At 46.6% G+C, this 19,381-nt stretch carries 16 protein-coding genes; 10 read left to right on the top strand and 6 right to left on the bottom strand.

Features of this window, described 5'->3' with window-relative positions:
* Positions 1-6: 6 nt before the first annotated feature.
* Positions 7-1,074, bottom strand: coding sequence for an anti-sigma factor family protein (locus HGH90_RS20050; protein ID WP_169191772.1), 1,068 nt, complete (start codon positions 1,072-1,074; stop codon positions 7-9).
* A gap of 40 nt (positions 1,075-1,114) precedes the next feature.
* Positions 1,115-1,600: an RNA polymerase sigma factor gene (locus tag HGH90_RS20045; protein ID WP_145661482.1), complete on the bottom strand. Its 486-nt coding sequence runs from the start codon at positions 1,598-1,600 to the stop codon at positions 1,115-1,117.
* 366 nt (positions 1,601-1,966) lie between these two features.
* Between HGH90_RS20045 and kbl the strand changes: the two genes are divergently transcribed.
* The 4 genes from kbl to HGH90_RS20025 all read left to right on the top strand — a co-directional run bounded on the left by kbl (position 1,967) and on the right by HGH90_RS20025 (position 6,097).
* Entirely contained in the window at positions 1,967-3,154 is a 1,188-nt protein-coding gene (gene kbl, locus HGH90_RS20040) for a glycine C-acetyltransferase (protein WP_168765121.1), read from the top strand.
* A gap of 146 nt (positions 3,155-3,300) precedes the next feature.
* Positions 3,301-4,071 (top strand): penicillin-binding transpeptidase domain-containing protein, encoded by a 771-nt coding sequence (locus HGH90_RS20035; protein WP_248277041.1) that lies wholly within the window; start codon positions 3,301-3,303, stop codon positions 4,069-4,071.
* Positions 4,072-4,258: 187 nt separating this feature from the next.
* The gene (locus HGH90_RS20030; protein ID WP_168765120.1) at positions 4,259-5,281 is read left to right on the top strand and encodes a VWA domain-containing protein; all 1,023 of its coding nucleotides are present in this window, start codon (positions 4,259-4,261) and stop codon (positions 5,279-5,281) included.
* A 15-nt stretch (positions 5,282-5,296) separates the two neighbouring features.
* Positions 5,297-6,097, top strand: coding sequence for a tetratricopeptide repeat protein (locus HGH90_RS20025; RefSeq protein ID WP_169191771.1), 801 nt, complete (start codon positions 5,297-5,299; stop codon positions 6,095-6,097).
* A 368-nt stretch (positions 6,098-6,465) separates the two neighbouring features.
* Here HGH90_RS20025 and HGH90_RS20020 read toward each other — a convergent pair whose 3' ends face one another.
* The 4 genes from HGH90_RS20020 to HGH90_RS20005 form a co-directional block, all read right to left on the bottom strand.
* Entirely contained in the window at positions 6,466-7,590 is a 1,125-nt protein-coding gene (locus tag HGH90_RS20020) for an efflux RND transporter periplasmic adaptor subunit (RefSeq protein WP_211093008.1), read from the bottom strand.
* 38 nt (positions 7,591-7,628) lie between these two features.
* Complete coding sequence (locus HGH90_RS20015) at positions 7,629-10,871, bottom strand: efflux RND transporter permease subunit (protein ID WP_169191770.1); 3,243 nt, start codon at positions 10,869-10,871, stop codon at positions 7,629-7,631.
* Between the two features lie 55 nt (positions 10,872-10,926).
* Positions 10,927-12,342 carry a TolC family protein gene (locus HGH90_RS20010; protein ID WP_169191769.1) on the bottom strand — a complete coding sequence of 472 codons (1,416 nt, stop codon included), beginning with the start codon at positions 12,340-12,342 and terminating at the stop codon, positions 10,927-10,929.
* A gap of 112 nt (positions 12,343-12,454) precedes the next feature.
* A complete protein-coding gene (locus HGH90_RS20005; RefSeq protein ID WP_168765116.1) occupies positions 12,455-13,318 on the bottom strand; it encodes a helix-turn-helix domain-containing protein in 864 nt (287 codons plus the stop codon).
* Between the two features lie 174 nt (positions 13,319-13,492).
* Between HGH90_RS20005 and ispG the strand changes: the two genes are divergently transcribed.
* From ispG to HGH90_RS19975, 6 genes are all read left to right on the top strand, one after another.
* Positions 13,493-15,451, top strand: coding sequence for a (E)-4-hydroxy-3-methylbut-2-enyl-diphosphate synthase (gene ispG, locus HGH90_RS20000; RefSeq protein WP_168765115.1), 1,959 nt, complete (start codon positions 13,493-13,495; stop codon positions 15,449-15,451).
* Positions 15,452-15,534: 83 nt separating this feature from the next.
* The gene (locus HGH90_RS19995; protein ID WP_168765114.1) at positions 15,535-15,870 is read left to right on the top strand and encodes a hypothetical protein; all 336 of its coding nucleotides are present in this window, start codon (positions 15,535-15,537) and stop codon (positions 15,868-15,870) included.
* A 223-nt stretch (positions 15,871-16,093) separates the two neighbouring features.
* On the top strand, positions 16,094-17,089 hold the full coding sequence (locus HGH90_RS19990) for a c-type cytochrome (RefSeq protein WP_168765113.1): 996 nt from the start codon (positions 16,094-16,096) through the stop codon (positions 17,087-17,089).
* 21 nt (positions 17,090-17,110) lie between these two features.
* Positions 17,111-17,530, top strand: coding sequence for a DsrE family protein (locus HGH90_RS19985; RefSeq protein WP_168765112.1), 420 nt, complete (start codon positions 17,111-17,113; stop codon positions 17,528-17,530).
* A 10-nt stretch (positions 17,531-17,540) separates the two neighbouring features.
* Positions 17,541-18,458: a molybdate ABC transporter substrate-binding protein gene (locus HGH90_RS19980; RefSeq protein ID WP_168765111.1), complete on the top strand. Its 918-nt coding sequence runs from the start codon at positions 17,541-17,543 to the stop codon at positions 18,456-18,458.
* 22 nt (positions 18,459-18,480) lie between these two features.
* Complete coding sequence (locus tag HGH90_RS19975) at positions 18,481-19,374, top strand: LysR family transcriptional regulator (protein ID WP_168765110.1); 894 nt, start codon at positions 18,481-18,483, stop codon at positions 19,372-19,374.
* The last annotated feature ends 7 nt before the right edge of the window (positions 19,375-19,381 follow it).

The following is a 19,381-nucleotide window of genomic DNA, read 5'->3' as shown; positions in this document are numbered from 1 at the left end:
CATGATTTATTGTTTGTTCCGTTTACGGGAGAAAAACTTTGCTACGTTGGTTACTTTGTCGAGTAATTTACTGTCGCTGCCGCTTACAGACATAATCAGCTCACCCTGAATGGGCTGTGGTGCTTCAGCGGGCGCTATTTTATTAATACCGGCGCTATTAGGAATTTTAGTGTTGGCAGCCAGCATGGGTTCGTTACTCACTTCCGGATGAATGGCCGTCGAAATAGGTGTATTATCTGTTTGTTGCCTGTGCTGTGCCACTACTTCTTCCACTGAATTACGTTGTGGAGGTAGCTGCGACATAACCGGCGCATCTGTTTTTGAAGTTGCGGCGATGGCCTGCTCTTGTGGTGTCTTTACAGCAGTGGTTGTTTTTCTTTCCCGGGTAGCCAATTTTTTATGATTGGTAGCCAATAGCGGTGACGGGGTTGAAGAGGTAGGTGTTGCTACCGGCGGGGCTGTTACGGGAGTTTCAGCGATTGGCGTGGCTGTTGGAGCTGTGACAACCGGCTTAGGAGCCGTTATGGTTCCTTTATCTGCCAGGGTAGGCACTCCGGCAGGGTGATTGCCTGTTGGCAGCAGCCAGATAACCAGGCCGGCTACCACCGCGGCGGCAGCTGCTACCCATCCCAGGCGGCGATAAATGGGTGCTGTTTTGTGCCCGCTGCTCCGATAGAGGGACGTTTTATCTGTAAATACCAGGCCGGTATCAGGTGTTAATTTGGTAGCCTGCAGCAATGCCAGCTCTTTCCGGGCGGCCGGATGTTGTTCCAGGTATTCCTGCAATGCTTTCTCTTCTTCCGCTGTCAATTCTCCGTCGATATAGCCCAGCATGAGTTCTTCTATGTCAGGCAATGCCGGAACTCCGGTTCTGTATAAAGCAGATTTATTACTAAAGGAAATCGCTTCATCCGGAACCAACCGCGTGCCTTCCAGCAATTCCAGTTCCTGCCGGAATTGAGGATGCTCCTGGAGAAAAAGTTCCAGGGCTGCCTGTTCTGCCTCATTCAACTCGCCATCGATATAGCTGAGCAGAAAGGACTCATAATTTGATATGTTAATCTCGTTTGACAAGATTCTTATTTATTATCAATATTTTATAAAATAAAAATAATTATATTACATTTTCCATCTTTACCAGGTAATTTTTAAGATGAATCCTGGCTCGATGCAGGTACACTTTTACCTGGGATGGGTTTAAACCCATCATTTCTCCAATTTCGTCGTAAGAGTATCCTTCATAATCCTTCAGCATTACGAGGGAGCGCTGCACTTCACTCAATTTGGACAAAGCTTTTTCAATCACTTCCTTGGCATTGTGCACTTTATGATCCGATATTTTCTCTTCGTCTTTAAATTGTTCTACCAGTGTAACCCGCTTAACCTTACGTACATGGTCGATCATATTGTGGTAGCCCACTGTAAACAGGTATGACTTTGCCTTTTCGAAAGGCACATCCTGACAGTGTTTCCACAATATTTCGAATGAATTCTGTACTACGTCCCTGGCGTCTTCCGCATGTTCCAGATTTTTAACGATAAAGCGGAACAGGTTGTCTGAATACAGATCCACGCATTTATTGTACTCCTTTTCCGTCATTCCGGTGGTGCGGGATTTTAGTGCTAAGATCCGACAAATACTTTAATACCCATCATTGACAAATCCATCGTAGTTACCCACACCAGCTCTAAAGTCCGAAAATTCATTCCTCCACAGTTGTAGTAACATCATTTAAACTAATAATCAACCCTTTATCCAATATGCTCTTTTAGCATTTCTTTGCGGGAAGTCGTTTATCAGTTTTTCATTTCATGGCATTTATAATCATGATAGTACTATGACGCAGTGCAACGGCTAAATGTTACACCTGGGTCAAACTTTTTGGTTATCCACCCGTTACTCATTTACGCGAGCAATTATCGTAATACATTTATTGCTAGATTCAATCTAAATATTGGAATTTTTATGAACGAGCAGTTTATCACCCGTTTACGGGAAGAACTCGGCGATATTAACAAAGCCGGCCTGTATAAGAGAGAACGTATTATTACATCAGAACAGGGAGCTGAAATACAGGTGGGAGGTAAAACGGTGCTGAATTTCTGTGCCAACAACTACCTGGGGCTGTCTTCTCATCCGGCGGTTATCAAAGCAGCCAAGGACGCAATTGATACTCACGGCTATGGAATGAGTAGCGTACGCTTCATTTGCGGTACACAGGATATTCACCGGGAACTGGAAGAAAAGATTTCTAAATTCCTGGGTACAGAAGATACTATTTTATATGTATCCGCTTTCGATGCCAATGGAGGTGTATTTGAACCCCTGTTTAACGAACAGGATGCCATTATATCTGATGCTTTGAACCACGCCTCCATTATCGACGGGGTGCGCCTGTGTAAAGCACAGCGTTTTCGTTACGAGCACAACAATATGGCCGACCTGGAGACGAAACTCCAGGAAGCTAAAGATTGTCGTAGCCGTATCATCGTAACAGACGGATCTTTCAGCATGGACGGCACCATAGCCCAGCTGGATAAGATCTGTGAACTGGCCGATAAATATAATGCCATTGTCATGTCTGATGAAAGCCACTCCTCCGGCTTCCTGGGCAAAACAGGCCGTGGCACCCATGAATACAGAGGCGTAATGGGTCGCGTAGATATCATTACTGGTACTTTGGGTAAGGCTCTCGGTGGAGCTTCCGGTGGATTTACCAGCGGTCGCAAAGAGGTGATAGACATCCTGCGCCAACGTAGCCGTCCTTATCTCTTTTCAAATTCCGTGGCGCCCTGCATAGTAGGGGCCTCCATTGCAGTGCTGGATATGCTGAGCGAAACCACCGCCCTGCGTGATAAGCTGGAATATAACACCAAATATTTCCGCACTAAAATGACGGAAGCTGGCTTTGATATTAAACCCGGCGATCACCCGATTGTGCCGGTAATGCTGTATGATGCCGTATTAAGTGCCCAGTTTGCCGACAAACTGCTGCAAGAAGGCATTTACGTTATAGGCTTCTTCTTCCCGGTGGTCCCTAAAGGTCAGGCACGTATTCGTGTACAGCTGAGTGCGGGCCACGAACAGGAACACCTCGACAGGGCCATTGCCGCCTTCACCAAAGTGGGCAAGGAACTGGGAGTTATTAAATAAGGGAAAAACTGAAAGCATAAAGCAAAAAGCTACTGAGGCGAAGCATCTCTGCGGGTATTAAAGTCGCGCTGGTCATTCACCTCAGTAGCTTTTTGCTTTATGCTTTCAGCTTTTTGCTACTTTTGCAGCTCATAATTCAATCATTTATGCTGATGAAACGGTTTGGCTGGATGTTATTAGCGATAGGTTTGTCGCTCGCGGCCTGCGCGCCCAATAACGTAAAAGAAGAAAAAGGCTGGGAAAAATACTTCGCCCAATACAAGGTAGAAGGCACTTTTATGTTATTTAACAATAGCCAGGGCACCTTCCAGGTATACAATCTAGAAAGAGCCCAGAAACGCTTTCAGCCAGCTGCATCTTTCGATATATTCACTTCGCTTATAGGCGTACATACCGGTGCTATCAAGGATACCAACATGGTGATCCAGGACCTGAGCATGGCTCAGGCTTTTAAACAGTCGAACGTTCCTTATTTTCAGGAAGTGGCCCGCCGTATTGGTCAGCCGACCCTGAAAATGTGGCTGGATTCTATCAAATATGGTAACATGAAAATCAGCCGGGTAGATACTTTCTGGTTGGACAACTCCCTGCTGGTATCTGCGGATGAAGAACTGGGTTTTGCCAAAAAGCTGTATTTCGATCAGCTGCCGTTCGCTAAAACCACGATGAAAACCGTGCGGGATGTGATGCTTATGGAAAAAACGCCGAAATATGAACTGTCCTATAAAACCGGGTGGGATAGCGCCGATGTAAAAAAGCTGGGCTGGATAGTAGGTTGGATAGAAGAAAACAGGCACCCTTCGTTCTTTATACTGAATATAGAAACAGAAGATCCCAAAGTGGATATCCCTGCCGTACGCATGGCTATCCTCAAAGATATCCTGACAGATGCCGGATATTTTAAAGGAGAAATGTAATTTTTTATACTATAGTGGTTTGCAGGCAACAAGACCTGCAAACCACCACCAGGTTCCCCGCTCCCACACTGCCGATCGTTAAAAAAACGATAAAACCCCACCCCAACGGCTTGCAATACGTGACAAAAAAATTATTTTTGATACCTTACCAGGTTTACTACCGGTAACGGATATCTTAAAATCGAATATGTTACGATTTCAGCATAGTGAGTATTTATGGGCTTTGATACTGCTACTGGTACTGCAGGTGGCCTTTTTGGGTGTATCCTGGTGGAAACGCCGTTCCATACGCCGCATTGGCGACCAGGCACTGGTAGAAAAGCTTTTTACCGGCTATTCCCGCAAACTCTTTGTAGTAAAGTTTCTGCTTATCTTCCTGGCCTTCTTCTTTGGAGTTGTGGGTCTTGCCAACCTGCAGAAAGGCAGCCGTATGGAAAAGATCACCCGTAAGGGCGTAGATGTGATGATAGCCCTGGATGTGAGTAAAAGTATGCTGGCTACAGATGTGCAACCTGATCGTCTCACCCGTGCCCGTCAGCTCGTTAGCAAGTTAATGGACAAACTGGATAATGACCGGATTGGGCTGGTAGTATTTGCCGGCAACGCTTATCTCCAGATGCCGCTGACGGTAGATTATTCGGCCGCGAAAATGTATCTCAGTACCGTATCTCCAGAAATGATTCCCTCACAGGGAACCGCTATCGGGCAGGCCATACAGGTAGCAGATGATGCTTTCAATAAAAAGGAACGCAAACATAAAGCCCTCATTATCATATCAGATGGGGAAGATCATGATGAAACCGCCATCCAACATACCAAAGCTGCCTTCGAAAACGGAGCAGTTACCAACACCATCGGCATTGGCTCTCCATCCGGATCCCCGCTGCCCGACCCGGAAACCGGCGGTTATAAAAAAGACAGGGAAGGCAAAACCGTTATTTCCAAACTGAATGAAACGGAACTCAAATCTATTGCGGCCGCAGGTAAAGGCATCTATCAACATCTGGATAATAATACAGATGATGTAGTAGCCACGCTGGTGAACAAGATAGATAGCATGGAGCAGAAAGAATTTGGAGAAAACGTTTTCACTGACTACAATAGCTATTTTCAATATTTTCTGGGCGTATGCCTGGCACTGCTGCTGATAGAATTTTTTATACCTGAAGTACGGCGCAAACGTACTACTGATACTACCTCAGCAGCTTAATTATAATAATGGCTCATGAAAATTATTTTTTTAAAATATTGTTTTATTACCACGGTAGCCTTGCTTTCCAGTGTTAGCCTGTTTGCACAAAACGGCGCCAATAAATACATTCGCAAGGGAAATGAACTGTATCAAAAACAACAGTTCTCCGATGCTGAAGCAGCCTATAAAAAAGCGGTAGAACAAAATACACAATCGCCTATAGGGAGCTATAACCTCGGAAATTCATTGTACCAGCAAAAACGCTACGATGATGCCCGTACCCAATACGCCAACAGCCTGAAACTGGGCAACAAGCAGGGCCTTAAATCCGATGCCGATTACAACATCGGCAACACTTACATGGAAGGGAAAAAATGGGAGGAAAGTATTAAATCCTACAAACAAGCATTGAAACTCAACCCTTCTGATGAAGATGCCAGGTATAACCTGGCGTACGCTCAGGCTATGCTAAAAAAACAACAGCAAGGCGGCGGCGGTAACGATAAAAACAAAGACAAGAATAAAGACAAGAACAAGGATAAAAATAAGGACCAGGACAAAAAAGATCAAAACAAAGACCAGGACAAAAAAGACAAAAACAAAGATCAACAGGATAAAGACAAAAACAAAGACCAGAATAAAGATCAGAACAAAGACCAGCAGAATAAAGATAAAGAAGATCAGGAGCAGCAGAAACCGCAGCCACAGCCCAGCAAAATGAGCAAACAGGAAGCGGAACGCTTATTACAGGCATTGTCGCAGGAAGAAAAGAAATTGCAAGATAAAGCCAAGAAAGTAAAAGGACAACCGATGCAGGCGGAAAAAGACTGGTAATTGGTAATAGCGTCAAATGATATCAACCTCCCGGAGTATTTCTTTGGGAGGTTTTATTTTTTACAAAAGGGTAAGTAATAAAAAACCGGAATAAGACTATTCCGGCCGTTTTACCTAAACCTACAACTGTTACCCGTTGGTAACAATTCTCTTTGCTTGTGGTTTAAAGCAACAGCGCCTCCTTTTACAGAAGCGCTGATAGCTCATTCATCAGGGAAATAGTTTGCCTGCTATAGGTCACTCTTTACATTACCGTATATAGGCCGATTTATTGATGCTTCATTATTGATCCGTTTAACCATTGTATTGATTCATCTACCAAATTGATTCATCTGTTCACAAACTATTCCCTTCCTTAAACACACACATTATTTTGCTATCACCTGCAAAGGTGTTCCGTCTTTTATTTCATCACTACCGTTTTGCACCAGCTGATCATTGTCCGATAGATCACCAAATACTTCTACCTTCCCGTTCGATTCGTTACCGCATTTCACCGGTGTCCATACAGCCTTATTCATTACTGATTTAATTACAAATACTTTCTCTGAATTGCTTACCACGGCAGACTTAGGCACCACATAGACGTCTTTTTTCCCTGGCAGCGGCATTTGTACTTCTGCATACATACCCGGTAATAATCTGGCGCTTTTGTTGGCCACATCCATCTCAAGGGTTTCAGAGCGCAGTTTCACATCCAGGCTACCGGCTACACGGCTCACCTTTGCGGTAAAAGTATCGCCTGGCAGGGATTTTACCGTAAAGCGAACATTTTCTGCCTGATGCGCCTCTTCTGTATATACTTCTGGAACGGCAATGGATAAACGTAGTTTTTGCTGTTCTTCTATGCGAAACAGCGGCTTGTCTGATCCTTTGCCTGCAGGGCCTACATAAGTTCCGGGGTGTACGTTACGCTGACTGATAACGCCACTGAAAGGCGCCCGGATCACCAGGTAGCCCAGCATTTGCTGTACCTCGTGATAAGAGGAACGGGCAGACAACAGCTCGGCGCTGTCGGCGCTCATCTTTTCAAAGGCCATATCCAGGTCGTTGGGAGAAATAGTTCCAGGCACCTTGCTCGTTTTCAGTAAACGCTCGTAGGTGGCCCTGCTGGCGCGGAACATGGCTTCTTTGGTATGAAGGCGGGACTGCGCTTCCAGCAGCTGTGTATTCATTTCCGGCGCATCGAGGGTAGCCAGTACCTGTCCTGCTGTTACCTGGCTTCCCAGGTCTACATTCACATTCTTCACATAGCTATTCACTTTGGCATACAGGTCGGCAAACTGGAAAGGCTTTATTTCACCCGGCAGCCGGAGGGAAGCGTCCAACTGGCTTTTCTGCAAATGAATCACTTTTACCTGCACACTATGACTCTCAGTGCCGGATTCATCTTCTGCATGGGAGCTGTGGCAGGATGCGAAAAATAATCCAAGGGGCAGCAATGCAGCAGCCGTCATTACAGTATACGACAGGCTGTATTTATTTATGTTCATGATATTGATATGTCGTTTAGTCATTATAGTTATACTCATTAAACGCGCGAAGCGCCGGGCACATAATACTCGCTATTTTCATCTTCCGGATCGAGCGACACTGACTTTACGCTGGTTTTCTGTTGTACCCAGGAGAAGATCAGTGGCAGAATAAACAGGGAAGCCATGGTACTGGCAATTAAGCCGCCAATAACCGCGCGTCCCAGCGGAGCGGTCTGATCGCCGGCCTCACCCAGGCCGGAGGCCATTGGAATCATACCGGCTACCATTGCAATACTGGTCATCAGGATAGGACGCAAACGGATAGACGTTCCTTCCAGCGCTGATCTTCGGGCATCATGGTTTTCAAGTCGCAATTTCTCTGCGTTGGTAATCAACAGGATTGCATTGGCTACCGACACGCCCACCGACATGATAATACCCATATACGATTGCAGGTTCAATGTGGATCCCGTAACCAGCAACATAATTAAAGATCCCGCCAATACTGCAGGGATGGTAGACACTACCACCAGCGCTACTTTAAACGACTGGAAGTTGGCTGCCAGGAGTAGCAGGATCACCACGATAGCTACCAGCAAACCAGATTGCAGGCTGTCCAAAGTTTCATTCAACAGGTTCATTAAACCGCGTTTCTCCACGGAAATGCCACGGGGAGGCTCACCGGCTCTTTTTATTGCTGCTGCTACCGCTTCAGATGCCTTGCCCAAATCTTTCTTATGAATATTAGCGCCGATAGATACAATCCTTACCGGGCCAATACGGTCATACTCTCCCACTACCGTATCAGGTGTTAAGGTGGCCACATCTCCCAGGGAAGGACGGGTTTTATCCTTGCTGACAGGAATGGCTGCCATATCACTGATAGAAGTCATTTCATTTTCAGGCACCGATATCTGTACAAAATACGAAGTGGCATTACGTTCATCCAACCAGTTATTTTTTTCTGTAAAGCGGCTGGATGAAGTAGAGGCTGTTAATGACTTGGCAATATCTGTAATACTTACCCCCAGCTGACCAGCCCTCTCGCGATCAATGTTGATACGGATAGCAGGGTAGTTCATAGGCTGGTTGATTTGTACATCCCGCAGATAAGGAATCTTCTTCATTTCTTCCATTACTCGTTCTGCGTAGGGTACACTTTCTTTCAGGTTTTTGCCCATTACTGCAATTTCAATAGGAGTAGACGCTCCCTGGCTCATCACTTTATCTGTGAGGTCTATCGGCTCAAAACTCATTTTCACTTCCGGCATTTGTTCATGGATACGCTTACGCAGCTTTTCCTTGAATTCGTCCATATTCACCTTGTAATCTTCCTTCAGATTTACCTGCAATACGGCTTCGTTAGGGGTAGCCATAAACAGGTAGATGGGATTGGTGGAATAGGACGATGGGTGGGTACCGATGAAGGAGGAGGTGATATCGATATTCTTTTCGCCCACCAACTCCTTCAGGATATCCGTTGATTTTATAACCATGGTTTCCGTCCGTTCCAGCCGGGTACCAGTTGGCTGCCGGAGACGCAACTGGAATTGCCCGTTATTCAGTTTAGGTAATATATCACGGCCTATAACGCTTATACATAATACTACAATGGCGATAACACCAATAAAATAAGCGCCTATTACCAGTTTGCGTCTTTTCAGTAATGTTTCCAGCCAGCCTATGAAACGCAACTTAAACCGGTCGAAGCCTGAAATGGTTTGTTGGTGCTGCTTTTCATCGGCAATCTCTGTTTCAATATAGCTGGCGGTTTTATGTGGATCACCGCTGTGTACATGTGGCCGGGCATGATGCTGGAATTTTTCTGTTTTCAGCATCCAGTTAGCCAGGATGGGTACCAATGTTTGCGATAGCAAGTAAGAAGCGATCATGGAAAAACCGATGGCCAGCGACAATGGCATAAACATCGACCTGGGCACACCCACCATCGTAAAGGAAGGTGCAAATACCGCCAGGATACAAAACAGGATCAGCAGCTTTGGGAAAGCTATTTCCTGGCAGGCATGCCACACCGCCTGGGCCTTGGTTTTGCCCATTTCCAGGTGTTGGTGAATATTTTCAATGGTTACTGTTGACTCATCTACCAGGATACCAATAGCCAGCGCTAATCCGCTCAACGTCATAATGTTGATGGTTTGCCCGGCCAATCTCAGGCACATTACTCCAACGATGATGGAAACCGGGATGGTAATGATAACGATATAGGCGCTGCGGCGGTCACCCAAAAACAGGAGCACCATTAAAGCCGTCAATACCGCCCCTATAACCCCTTCACTGATCAGGCTTTTTACCGCATTGATCACATACACACTCTGGTCAAATACGAAAGATATCTTCACGTCTTCCGGCAGCAGTTTCTGGATATTCGGCAACGCCGCTTTCAGATTATTTACCACCGTCCAGGTAGAGGCATCTGCGGTTTTAATTACGGGGAGATAAACAGAGCGTTTCCCGTTGATTACTGCGTAGCTGGTGGTTACGTCTGCCGCATCTTCGACCTTCGCCACATCTCTTACAAACACGGTAGGTCCATCTCCCATGATCAGCGGAATATTTTCAAATTCCTTTACTGTACGGATAACGGTATTGGTGGGTGTGAGGTAGGTAATATCACCGATACGTACGTTACCTGCGGGAGATATCTGGTTATTGTCTTTGATAGCAGCTACTACCTGGTCGGCTGTAAGATGGTGACTACGCATCTGCTCAGGGTCCACATGAATTACAATGGTACGGGAGTTTCCTCCAAATGGCGCCGGGGAGGTAAGTCCTGCGATACGGCTGAAAGACGGGCGTACCACGGTCATCGCCAGATCCTGCAGTTCGTTGTTAGAGCGCTTGGGACTACTGAGCGCCAGCTGCCCGATGGGTAAAGTAGAAGCATCAAAACGGATAATGAAAGGCGGTTGTGTACCAGCTGGCATAGCAGAAAACGCACGATTGGCCATGGCGGTAACTTCTGCGGCTGCCTGCGCCATATTGGTCCCTTCGTAAAAAGAAATCTTGATCATGGTGAGGCCCTGTATGTTCTTGGCCTCAATATCTTTTACCCCGGTTACATACAGGAACAGGTTCTGGTAGTTGGTAGCAATAAACCCTTCCATCTGCTGTGGCGACATACCACCATAAGGCTGTGATACGTAAATGGCAGGCAGGTTGAGGTCGGGGAAAATATCTATCTTAATATCCCGCGTAGCTTTAATACCAAAAAACAATAATCCCATCACGACTACGATGACGGCTATTGGTTTTTGTAAGGCGGTTTTAATCAGGTTCATAAATACTCGTTCAAAAAATGATGATTGGCTGTTTAACGCTCACTTTCACTCCCACTCAAAGCTGGTTCAGAAACAACTGCAAATCTCCTACGGTAGCAGACTTATACAGGATGGCCTGCCATACGCCGTTGTAGGCAATATCACGGTCTGTTTCTGCACGATTAATATTATAAAGGGCCTGGGCCAGGTCTGCGATATTGGATAACCCGTTTTCATACAGCGTACTTTTCTGTAGGAAAGCGTCACTAGCGGCTTTCAGACCAACGGGGGCTTCCCGGTATTTCTTCACTGCATTTTCTATTTGTTGTTCCGACAATTGCAGCTGGTGTTGCAGGCGATTATATGTTTGGTTGTATTCGTTCTTAAGTCCTTCTGTTGTGTAATGCTGACGGGCTACCTGTGCATGGGTGCGCCACAGGTCGGTCACTGTCCAGGAAAGATTCAGCCCAACCAGATAGTTGGCTACCTGTGGCTTTATGCCTGACCAATACCCCTGGCTGAAATGCGAAGGGTTAGCAACCCCGTAGTCGTAATCAAAGCCAGAGCCACGGGTTTGCATGACGCCCATAAATGACAGGCGGGGCATGGCATTTTTGCTAAGCAGCTGCTGATTGGCTTCGCTCAATGATATCCTGGAGCCAAATAAACGGAGCAGGGGTTGTGCCTTTAGCGACACAGTATCCTCCGCTGATACAGTTTCCAGCAGCTGATTAGGTATTTTGATCACGAAAGTAGTATCCAGTGTAAAATCCTGGTCGGGTATATCCATCATTTCCGCAAGCTTATTGCGTTGCGCATTTTCATAGTTCACGGCATCTATAAGCGTTAGCTGTGCTTTGGATACTTCTGCATTGGCGATAGAGCTGTCTACTCCGGCAGTGAGACCATTCAAAGCCCTAGAAACGATCAGGCGCCGAAGGTCTTCCGCCCTTTTGAGGTTAGACTCCATAGACCCTCTGAGCCGCTGTGCAGCCAGCAGGTTGAGATAGGCGCCGGCGATACGTACCTGTTGTTCAAATTTTTCCTGTTCCAGGTCGGCCTGGCTGGTGTTCAGTTGTTCTTTAGCGGCCAATACTTTGGCATGTTGACGTCCGAATGTAATCACATCCCAGCTGATATTGGCCAGGTATAGCCCGCCGAAGGCGGCATTCCAGTTTTGTGACGGCATAGCCGGGCCGGAAGCGCCGGTAGTCCAGCCTTTATATCCCCAGGTGGGGCCATTTTCTCCATTTACGGTACCATAACTATTCTGTGCGGCGAGATTCAGATCAGGTAGATATTCCCTTTTAACTGCGCTGATGTTTTCTGTAGCTGCTTTAGCATAGTTTTCTTTAGCCTTAATGGACTGATAATTTTTCAGGCCTGTTTGTAATGCTTCCTGCAGGGTTAGCGGGCGGGTTTGACCCATCACAGCCGCTGTACTGCAACCTGCCGACAATGCCAGCAGGAAAAGCGGTTTCCAGATGTTCATATATTAATCTATAGCGTCTAAAAATTGCCGTTGATAAGGGTTGGCAAATAAGTACGCAAATATACCCCGGGGTAAAAGGAGGGTGTTAGGACTATTTATCCATTGACTTGGACTATTTGAACATCATGTCCCGGAAATCCTGTGGAGAGATCCCTGTATTATTTTTAAAAAAACGGCTAAAGTAAGCAGGGTCCTCAAATCCAAGCTCATAGCAGATCTCCTTGACACTTTTATGACTAAAGGCCAGATTACGTTTGGATTCGAGTACAATACGATCGTGAAGTAGTTCGGTAACGGTGCGGCCCGCCGTTTCTTTAGTGATTTCGTTTAGTCTTTTAGGCGTGAGTGCAAAGGCGTTGGCGTAAAAAGCCACCTGGTGCTCCGTTCTGTAATGTTGTTCGAGCAAGCGGCGTAATTGCACTACGCGGGCGTCGTGGGTAAAAGGCATCATCGTTTCTGCCGCATTGCGCTTTTTCTCCCGTTCAATAAGCAACAGAAAGGCGTTGAGGTAATGCTTTACAATCCCCTGGCTACAATGAGGCGCGGTAGTTTTCTCCTGCGCCATGAGCGAGATCAGGCCGTGCAATGATGTTGAGGTATGATTACTGATGGTAATAGGAGCATATCCATGCCAGTTGTCGAACAAGTTGGTAAAATCGTAGAGCGTTTCCTTATCATGCTTATTGGTAAAATAAAACTGCTCGGTGAAGTACAGGAAATGGCCTTCCCGTTCGCAGTCCAGCTGATGTACCTGTCCCGGACGGAGCAGAAAAATCATATTGTCCTCTACTTCATACCAAACAAAATCCACCATATGCCTGCCTTTGCCCCTGGTTATCCAGATAATCTGGAAATGATCATGGCGATGGGGCTGGTCGGTGAGCTCATTGCGGAATATACCCAATGGTGCTACATTGAACTGCCCTTTGAAAGGTAGTTGCTGATAAGGAATATCTATGCTTTTATTCACTAACATATGGAAGTCCGAAATTACGCCTTTATCCCCTATTTCCTGTCCCCTGCTTCTGCCGTTCGTGGAATTTAATGTAGCTTTAAGCCGTAGCGGTAATTGCCGGCTTTCGGAGCGCCATTTTAGCAAATTTTTACCCTACATGTTTACTAACTTTGCTCCGCAGGAAAACAAAAATGTATGCAACTCTATTGCAACTCTTTAACAGAATATAAGCGACTGGCCACCCTGGAAGTAAAGGTGGGAGATCTGATCATTGGTAACTTTAACCCGGTGCGCATTCAAACGATGACCACCACCGATACCATGGATACTGCGGCCACTGTAGCCCAAACCATCCGCTGTATTGAAGCAGGGGCTGAGCTGGTAAGAATTACCGCTCCCAGTAAGAAAGAAGCGGATAACTTATTGGTTATCAAGAACGAACTTCGTAAACAAGGATATACAACTCCCCTGGTAGCCGATATTCACTTTACTCCCAATGCCGCGGAAATTGCTGCCCGTATCGTGGAAAAAGTGCGTGTAAACCCCGGGAATTATGTAGATAAAAAGAAATTTGAACAGATTGATTATACCGACAGCGAATACCAGGAAGAGATAGACCGTATCCGGGAGCGTTTTTCCCCGCTGGTAAAGATCTGTAAAGAATACGGTACCGCTATGCGCATAGGCACCAACCATGGTTCCCTTAGCGATCGCATCATGAGCCGCTATGGCGATACCCCCATGGGTATGGTGGAAAGCGCCATGGAGTTCTTACGTATCGCGGAAGATCTGCACTACCGCAACATAGTGTTGAGCATGAAAGCCAGCAATCCGCAGGTAATGGTACAGGCGTACCGCCTGCTGGTACAAACCATGCAACAGGAGCTGGGACATTGCTACCCGCTGCACCTGGGCGTTACAGAAGCCGGCGATGGTGAAGATGGCCGTATTAAATCGGCTATCGGCATCGGTACCCTGCTCGAAGATGGTGTTGGCGATACTATCCGCGTATCTCTCACAGAAGATCCTGAATTTGAACTCCCGGTATGTAAGGATATCGTGAAACGCTATGCCAACCGCCAGGACACTATTGCGCTCCAACCGGTTACACAGGTGCCCTATTCCCCGTTTGAATACCAACGCCGGGAAAGTGTGGCCGTAGAAAATACCGGCGAAAAACAAGTACCGGTGGTAGTGGCTGATTACAGCCAGCAGGCCGCACTTGAACCCGAACACCTGCAAGCTATCGGCTACGTTTACGATGTCCCCAGCGATAAATGGAACATCGGAGATGCAGCCGCAGACTACCTGTATACCGGCAAACAAGTTCCTGGCTTCGGCTTACCGGGCACCCTTCGCGTGGTAGTAGATGCCGACCACTGGCAGCGCACAGCTTCTTCCACTGAGATAGTGCCTTACTTTACCGCCGCACAATACGTACTAGCCCTGGCCAATGGCCAAACCGCGCCGGTGAACTTTGTACAATACAACTGTAACAACAGTGACGCTTACCAGCAGGAGCTACTCCACCAATTGCAACAACCAGCCGTTGCCGCCAATACCGTACTGGTGGCCACTGCCACCGGCAGCAATGCGATGGCTGCCATTAGGCGTTTATTTATTTCCCTGCTCACCGACAATATCAAAGTACCGGTAATCATACAAAGTATCAGTCAACAGCCGACGGCCGATGAACACCTCATCCACCATGCTACCGAAGCTGGCGCTCTCCTGCTGGATGGCTTCGGCGATGGCATATGGCTGACCAACCAGGCGCCTGTTGCCGGCGAAAATGCTACGCTCAACAATATTGCCTTTGGTATCTTGCAGGCTACCCGTACCCGTATTTCCAAAACAGAATATATTTCCTGCCCTTCCTGCGGCCGCACCTTATTTGACTTACAGGAAACCACTGCCAGAATACGGGCGGTAACCCATCACCTGAAAGGCGTTAAAATTGCCATCATGGGTTGTATTGTAAATGGACCAGGCGAAATGGCCGATGCCGATTTTGGATACGTGGGAAGCGGTGTAGGTAAAATTACCCTGTACAGAGGGAAAGAAATCGTGAAAAGAGGCCTTAACAGCGAGGTAGCAGTGAATGAACTTATTAACCTGATCCGCGAAAACGGCATGTGGGTAGATAAAAATTAATTATTAAATATTGCTTAAAAATAAAGCCTGGCGGATACAGCAATGGAGAAAAAAGCTTAAATTTTCATAAAACATATTTGATCATGAAAAAGCTCCTCACCGGATTACTGGCCATGTTTATGGGTTTCACCGTAATGGCACAGGCACCTGCAACTGCAGCAAAAAAAGAAGTAAAGGCAACCAAGGCTAAAACTGAGAAGGTTGAAAAGAAAGCTGAAAAAGTAGAGAAGAAGGCCACTGCTGCTACTCCGGCAACTCCCGCTGTTCCTGCTGGTCCTACCAAGAAAGATGGTACTCCTGATAAGCGCTTTAAAGCCAACAAAGCTGCTGCCGCTCCAGCAGGTCCAACTAAAAAAGACGGTACTCCTGACATGCGTTACAAATCAAACAACAAGAACGCAGGCAAGAAAAAAGCATAACCTGGTCGTCTGACTAACGCTAAATATTTAATTTCCAGAGCCCCGTACAGTTGTTGCTGTACGGGGTTTTCTTTTAAAAATATTTTTACTTATTTTTATCGCTTCACGTTTTTATTACCTGGTGTCTATAACTAAATGTTATCAGTAATAGTTATTAGTTATTTGACATCGCTTTGGGGGACGGCTACCTTTGTAGCATCATTCCACCAACCTGTAATTTCAAATGGAAGCCAGAAAAGTTCAACGTTATAAGCGGGTCTTATCCGGAGCCCTGATATGCCTGCTTATTTTAGCATTATTGGTAGGTATAGAAACCTATTTGTTATCCGTTCGTCCACTTATGCATTTGGGCCCGGCGGCCGGCGTACCAGAGCCGGCGGCTACACCCTGGCAACCGCCCGCCGCCAACACCCTGCCCAACGGCGAAGCCGGTATCACCGTGCTTTATGGGCAGGCACTGATTCGCGAAACAGCCACTTTCTTTGGCCCTAACGGGAGTATACGCCCGCTCACCAATGGTATGAATTGTCAGAACTGCCACCTGCAGGCCGGCACCAAACCATTTGGTAATAACTACAGCACCACCGCCCGCTCCTACCCTAAATTCAGGGCTAGGTCCAACAGTGTAGAAACGCTGAACAAGCGTATCAGCGACTGTTTTGAACGCAGCTTAAACGGTACTGCACCAGATACCAATTCACGGGAAATAGGCGCCATCAGGGCCTATATCGAATGGCTGGGCACCGGAGTATCCCCCGGTGAAAAACCAACCGGTAGCGGCATTCCCAAACTGGCGTTGCTGTCGCGCGCAGCCAACCCGGAAAAAGGCGCTAAAGTATATACGCAGCAATGCAAAACCTGCCATGGCAACCAGGGAGAAGGCGTAAAGAATCCCGATAGTGTCACCTACGTATATCCGCCGCTATGGGGCCCTCACAGCTACAATGATGGCGCCGGCCTATATCGCCTGAGCACCTTTGCAGGTTATGTAAAATACAATATGCCTTTTGGCGTAGATTACAACAGCACCCGGCTTACCGATGAAGAAGCCTGGGATGTAGCCGCATTTATTAACTCACAACCAAGGCCGCATAAAGATCAGTCGGCCGATTGGAAGGACATAAAACAAAAACCTATTGATTTTCCATTTGGTCCGTATGCAGATGCATACTCCGAAACACAGCATAAATACGGGCCTTATACTTCCATGCAACATTAATCGTAAACATTTAAACGCCTTATGAAGAAGCTAATTTTTCTCCTTTGTGTTTTTAGCCTGCTGGGTACACAGTATGCCATGAGCCAGCACAGATCGAAGTACAAAGCTGTTTATCAGCTCAACAGTGACGATGACAAAGTAATTCGCAATACGTTACGTAACATAAAAAATGCCTTGGAAGATCCCCGGTTGCAGAACAAAGTAACCATAGAACTGGTAGCCCACGGCGGCGGCGTTACTGCCTATAAAAAAGATAAGCCTTATGAATCGCTGTTGCAAGACCTGCTGAATAAAGGTGTTATCTTGGTAGAATGCGAAAACACCATGCGGGAAAGGAATATCACCAAAGACGAACTTTTTCCTTTTGTTCAATATACGCCCAGCGGTAATGGTGAATTAATTATCAAACAGTCTGAAGGCTGGCATTACGTACACCCATAAACGAAAATACATGAAGTACTTTGCAACATGGCTGATAGTAATGGTATTATTGGCCGGGGAAATATATGCCCAGGATCACCGGTTCGACCCACCCTGGAATACACCACTGGCTGCTGGTGTATCGTTTACCGTACCTGGCATCGATAATGCGCCCGATCTATATGGCGATATCATAGACCCGCAGCTGGTAATCTTCTTTGCCGGTAACCAGTTTATGGTGATAGACTCGCTCATCCATGATTTCAAACAGGCGTATCCTCAGTACCAACGGGTATTTGCGGAAACACTGCCACCAGGTATACTGGCGCAGCAAATCCTTACCGGCTCCCTGGTAATGGGAAATCTTCGTATAGCCATACGGCCAGATATTTATACCGCTGGCAAAAGTCGCATTGATCAGCTGAAAGACAGCTTTTCCCTGGTAAGGAACTATGCTGACAACATGCTGGCCATTATGGTACAAAAGGGCAATCCAAAAAAGATTAACGGGTTGAAAGACCTGGGCCGCAAGGATATACAGGTGGCCATGCCCAACCCTGCCTGGGAAGGCATTGGCAAACGTATAGAAGAAGCCTATGTGAAGGCCGGCGGCCCCTCCCTGAAGGAAGCTATCATGAAAGATAAGACCGCCCAAGGCAGTACTTATCTGACTAAAATTCATCACCGGGAAACCCCGCTGCGCATCCTGTATAAACAGGCAGATGCCGGCCCCGTATGGTTTACCGAAGCCTGGTACCAGCAAATGATCGGGCATCCCATAAGCCTGGTTAAGATCCCTGAAAAAGAAAATATCAGGGCTACTTATTGGGCGGGTATTCTTAAATCAGCCCCTCATCCGCAGGCCGCAAAAGATTTTATGGATTTCCTGATGGGAACACGAGGGCAACAGATTTATAAACACTTTGGCTTTGCCCCGCCTGAGTTGTAAGGTTATTTTGTACTTTTATTGCATGTTCGATTTCAGACTCAGGGTATTTCATACCGTCGCCAAACGCCTAAGCTTTACCAAAGCTGCAGAGGAGTTATATATTTCCCAACCTGCTGTGACCAAGCATATTCATGAGCTGGAGCAACAACTGGGAATGGCTCTCTTTGAAAGGATAGGCAACAAAATTAAATTAACCCGCGCCGGTATGCTGGTCATGCATCACGCAGAAATCATTTTTACCGACTACCGGAACCTGGAATACGACGTTAATCAGTTAAAACATATGCAGGGTGGTTTGCTGCCCATAGGAGCCAGCACCACCATTGCCCAATACCTCATACCGCCGCTGCTGGCTAAGTTCAACCAACGGTACCCGGATGTAAAAACATCATTAACCAACGGTAATACGGAGCAGATTGAGCAGGCGCTGTTTGAAAAAACGATACAGCTGGGTATCATAGAAGGTAGTTCCAAAAATCCATTATTGAAGTACGTGGAGTTTGCGAAAGATGAAATTGTGCTGGTAGGGAATGTAAAGCACCGTTATGGCAATGGAGAACCCCTTACCGCTGCCGACCTCAAAACCATTCCCCTGCTGATGCGGGAACATGGCTCCGGTACGCTGGAGGTAATTACCGAAGAGCTGAAACGGTTAAAGTTAAAGATCACCGATCTGAATGTAGCCATGTATATGGGTAGTACGGAAAGCATCAAATCATACCTTCACCATTCACCCTGTGCCGCCTTTATTTCCCTGCAGGCGGTGCAACGTGAGCTGGAACTGGGAGAGTTTACCATTTTGCCGGTAAAAAACTTCAAGCTGGTGAGAAAGCTCCATTTTACGTACCTGCAGGGCTTACAGGATAAACTTTGCCAGCTTTTTATCCGGTTTGCGCGGCAAAATATGACGGAATAACGTACAT

Origin of the sequence: Chitinophaga sp. Ak27, assembly GCF_012726295.1 — a bacterium.
Taxonomy (GTDB): domain Bacteria; phylum Bacteroidota; class Bacteroidia; order Chitinophagales; family Chitinophagaceae; genus Chitinophaga.
This window is presented reverse-complemented; position numbering and strand designations above follow the sequence as displayed.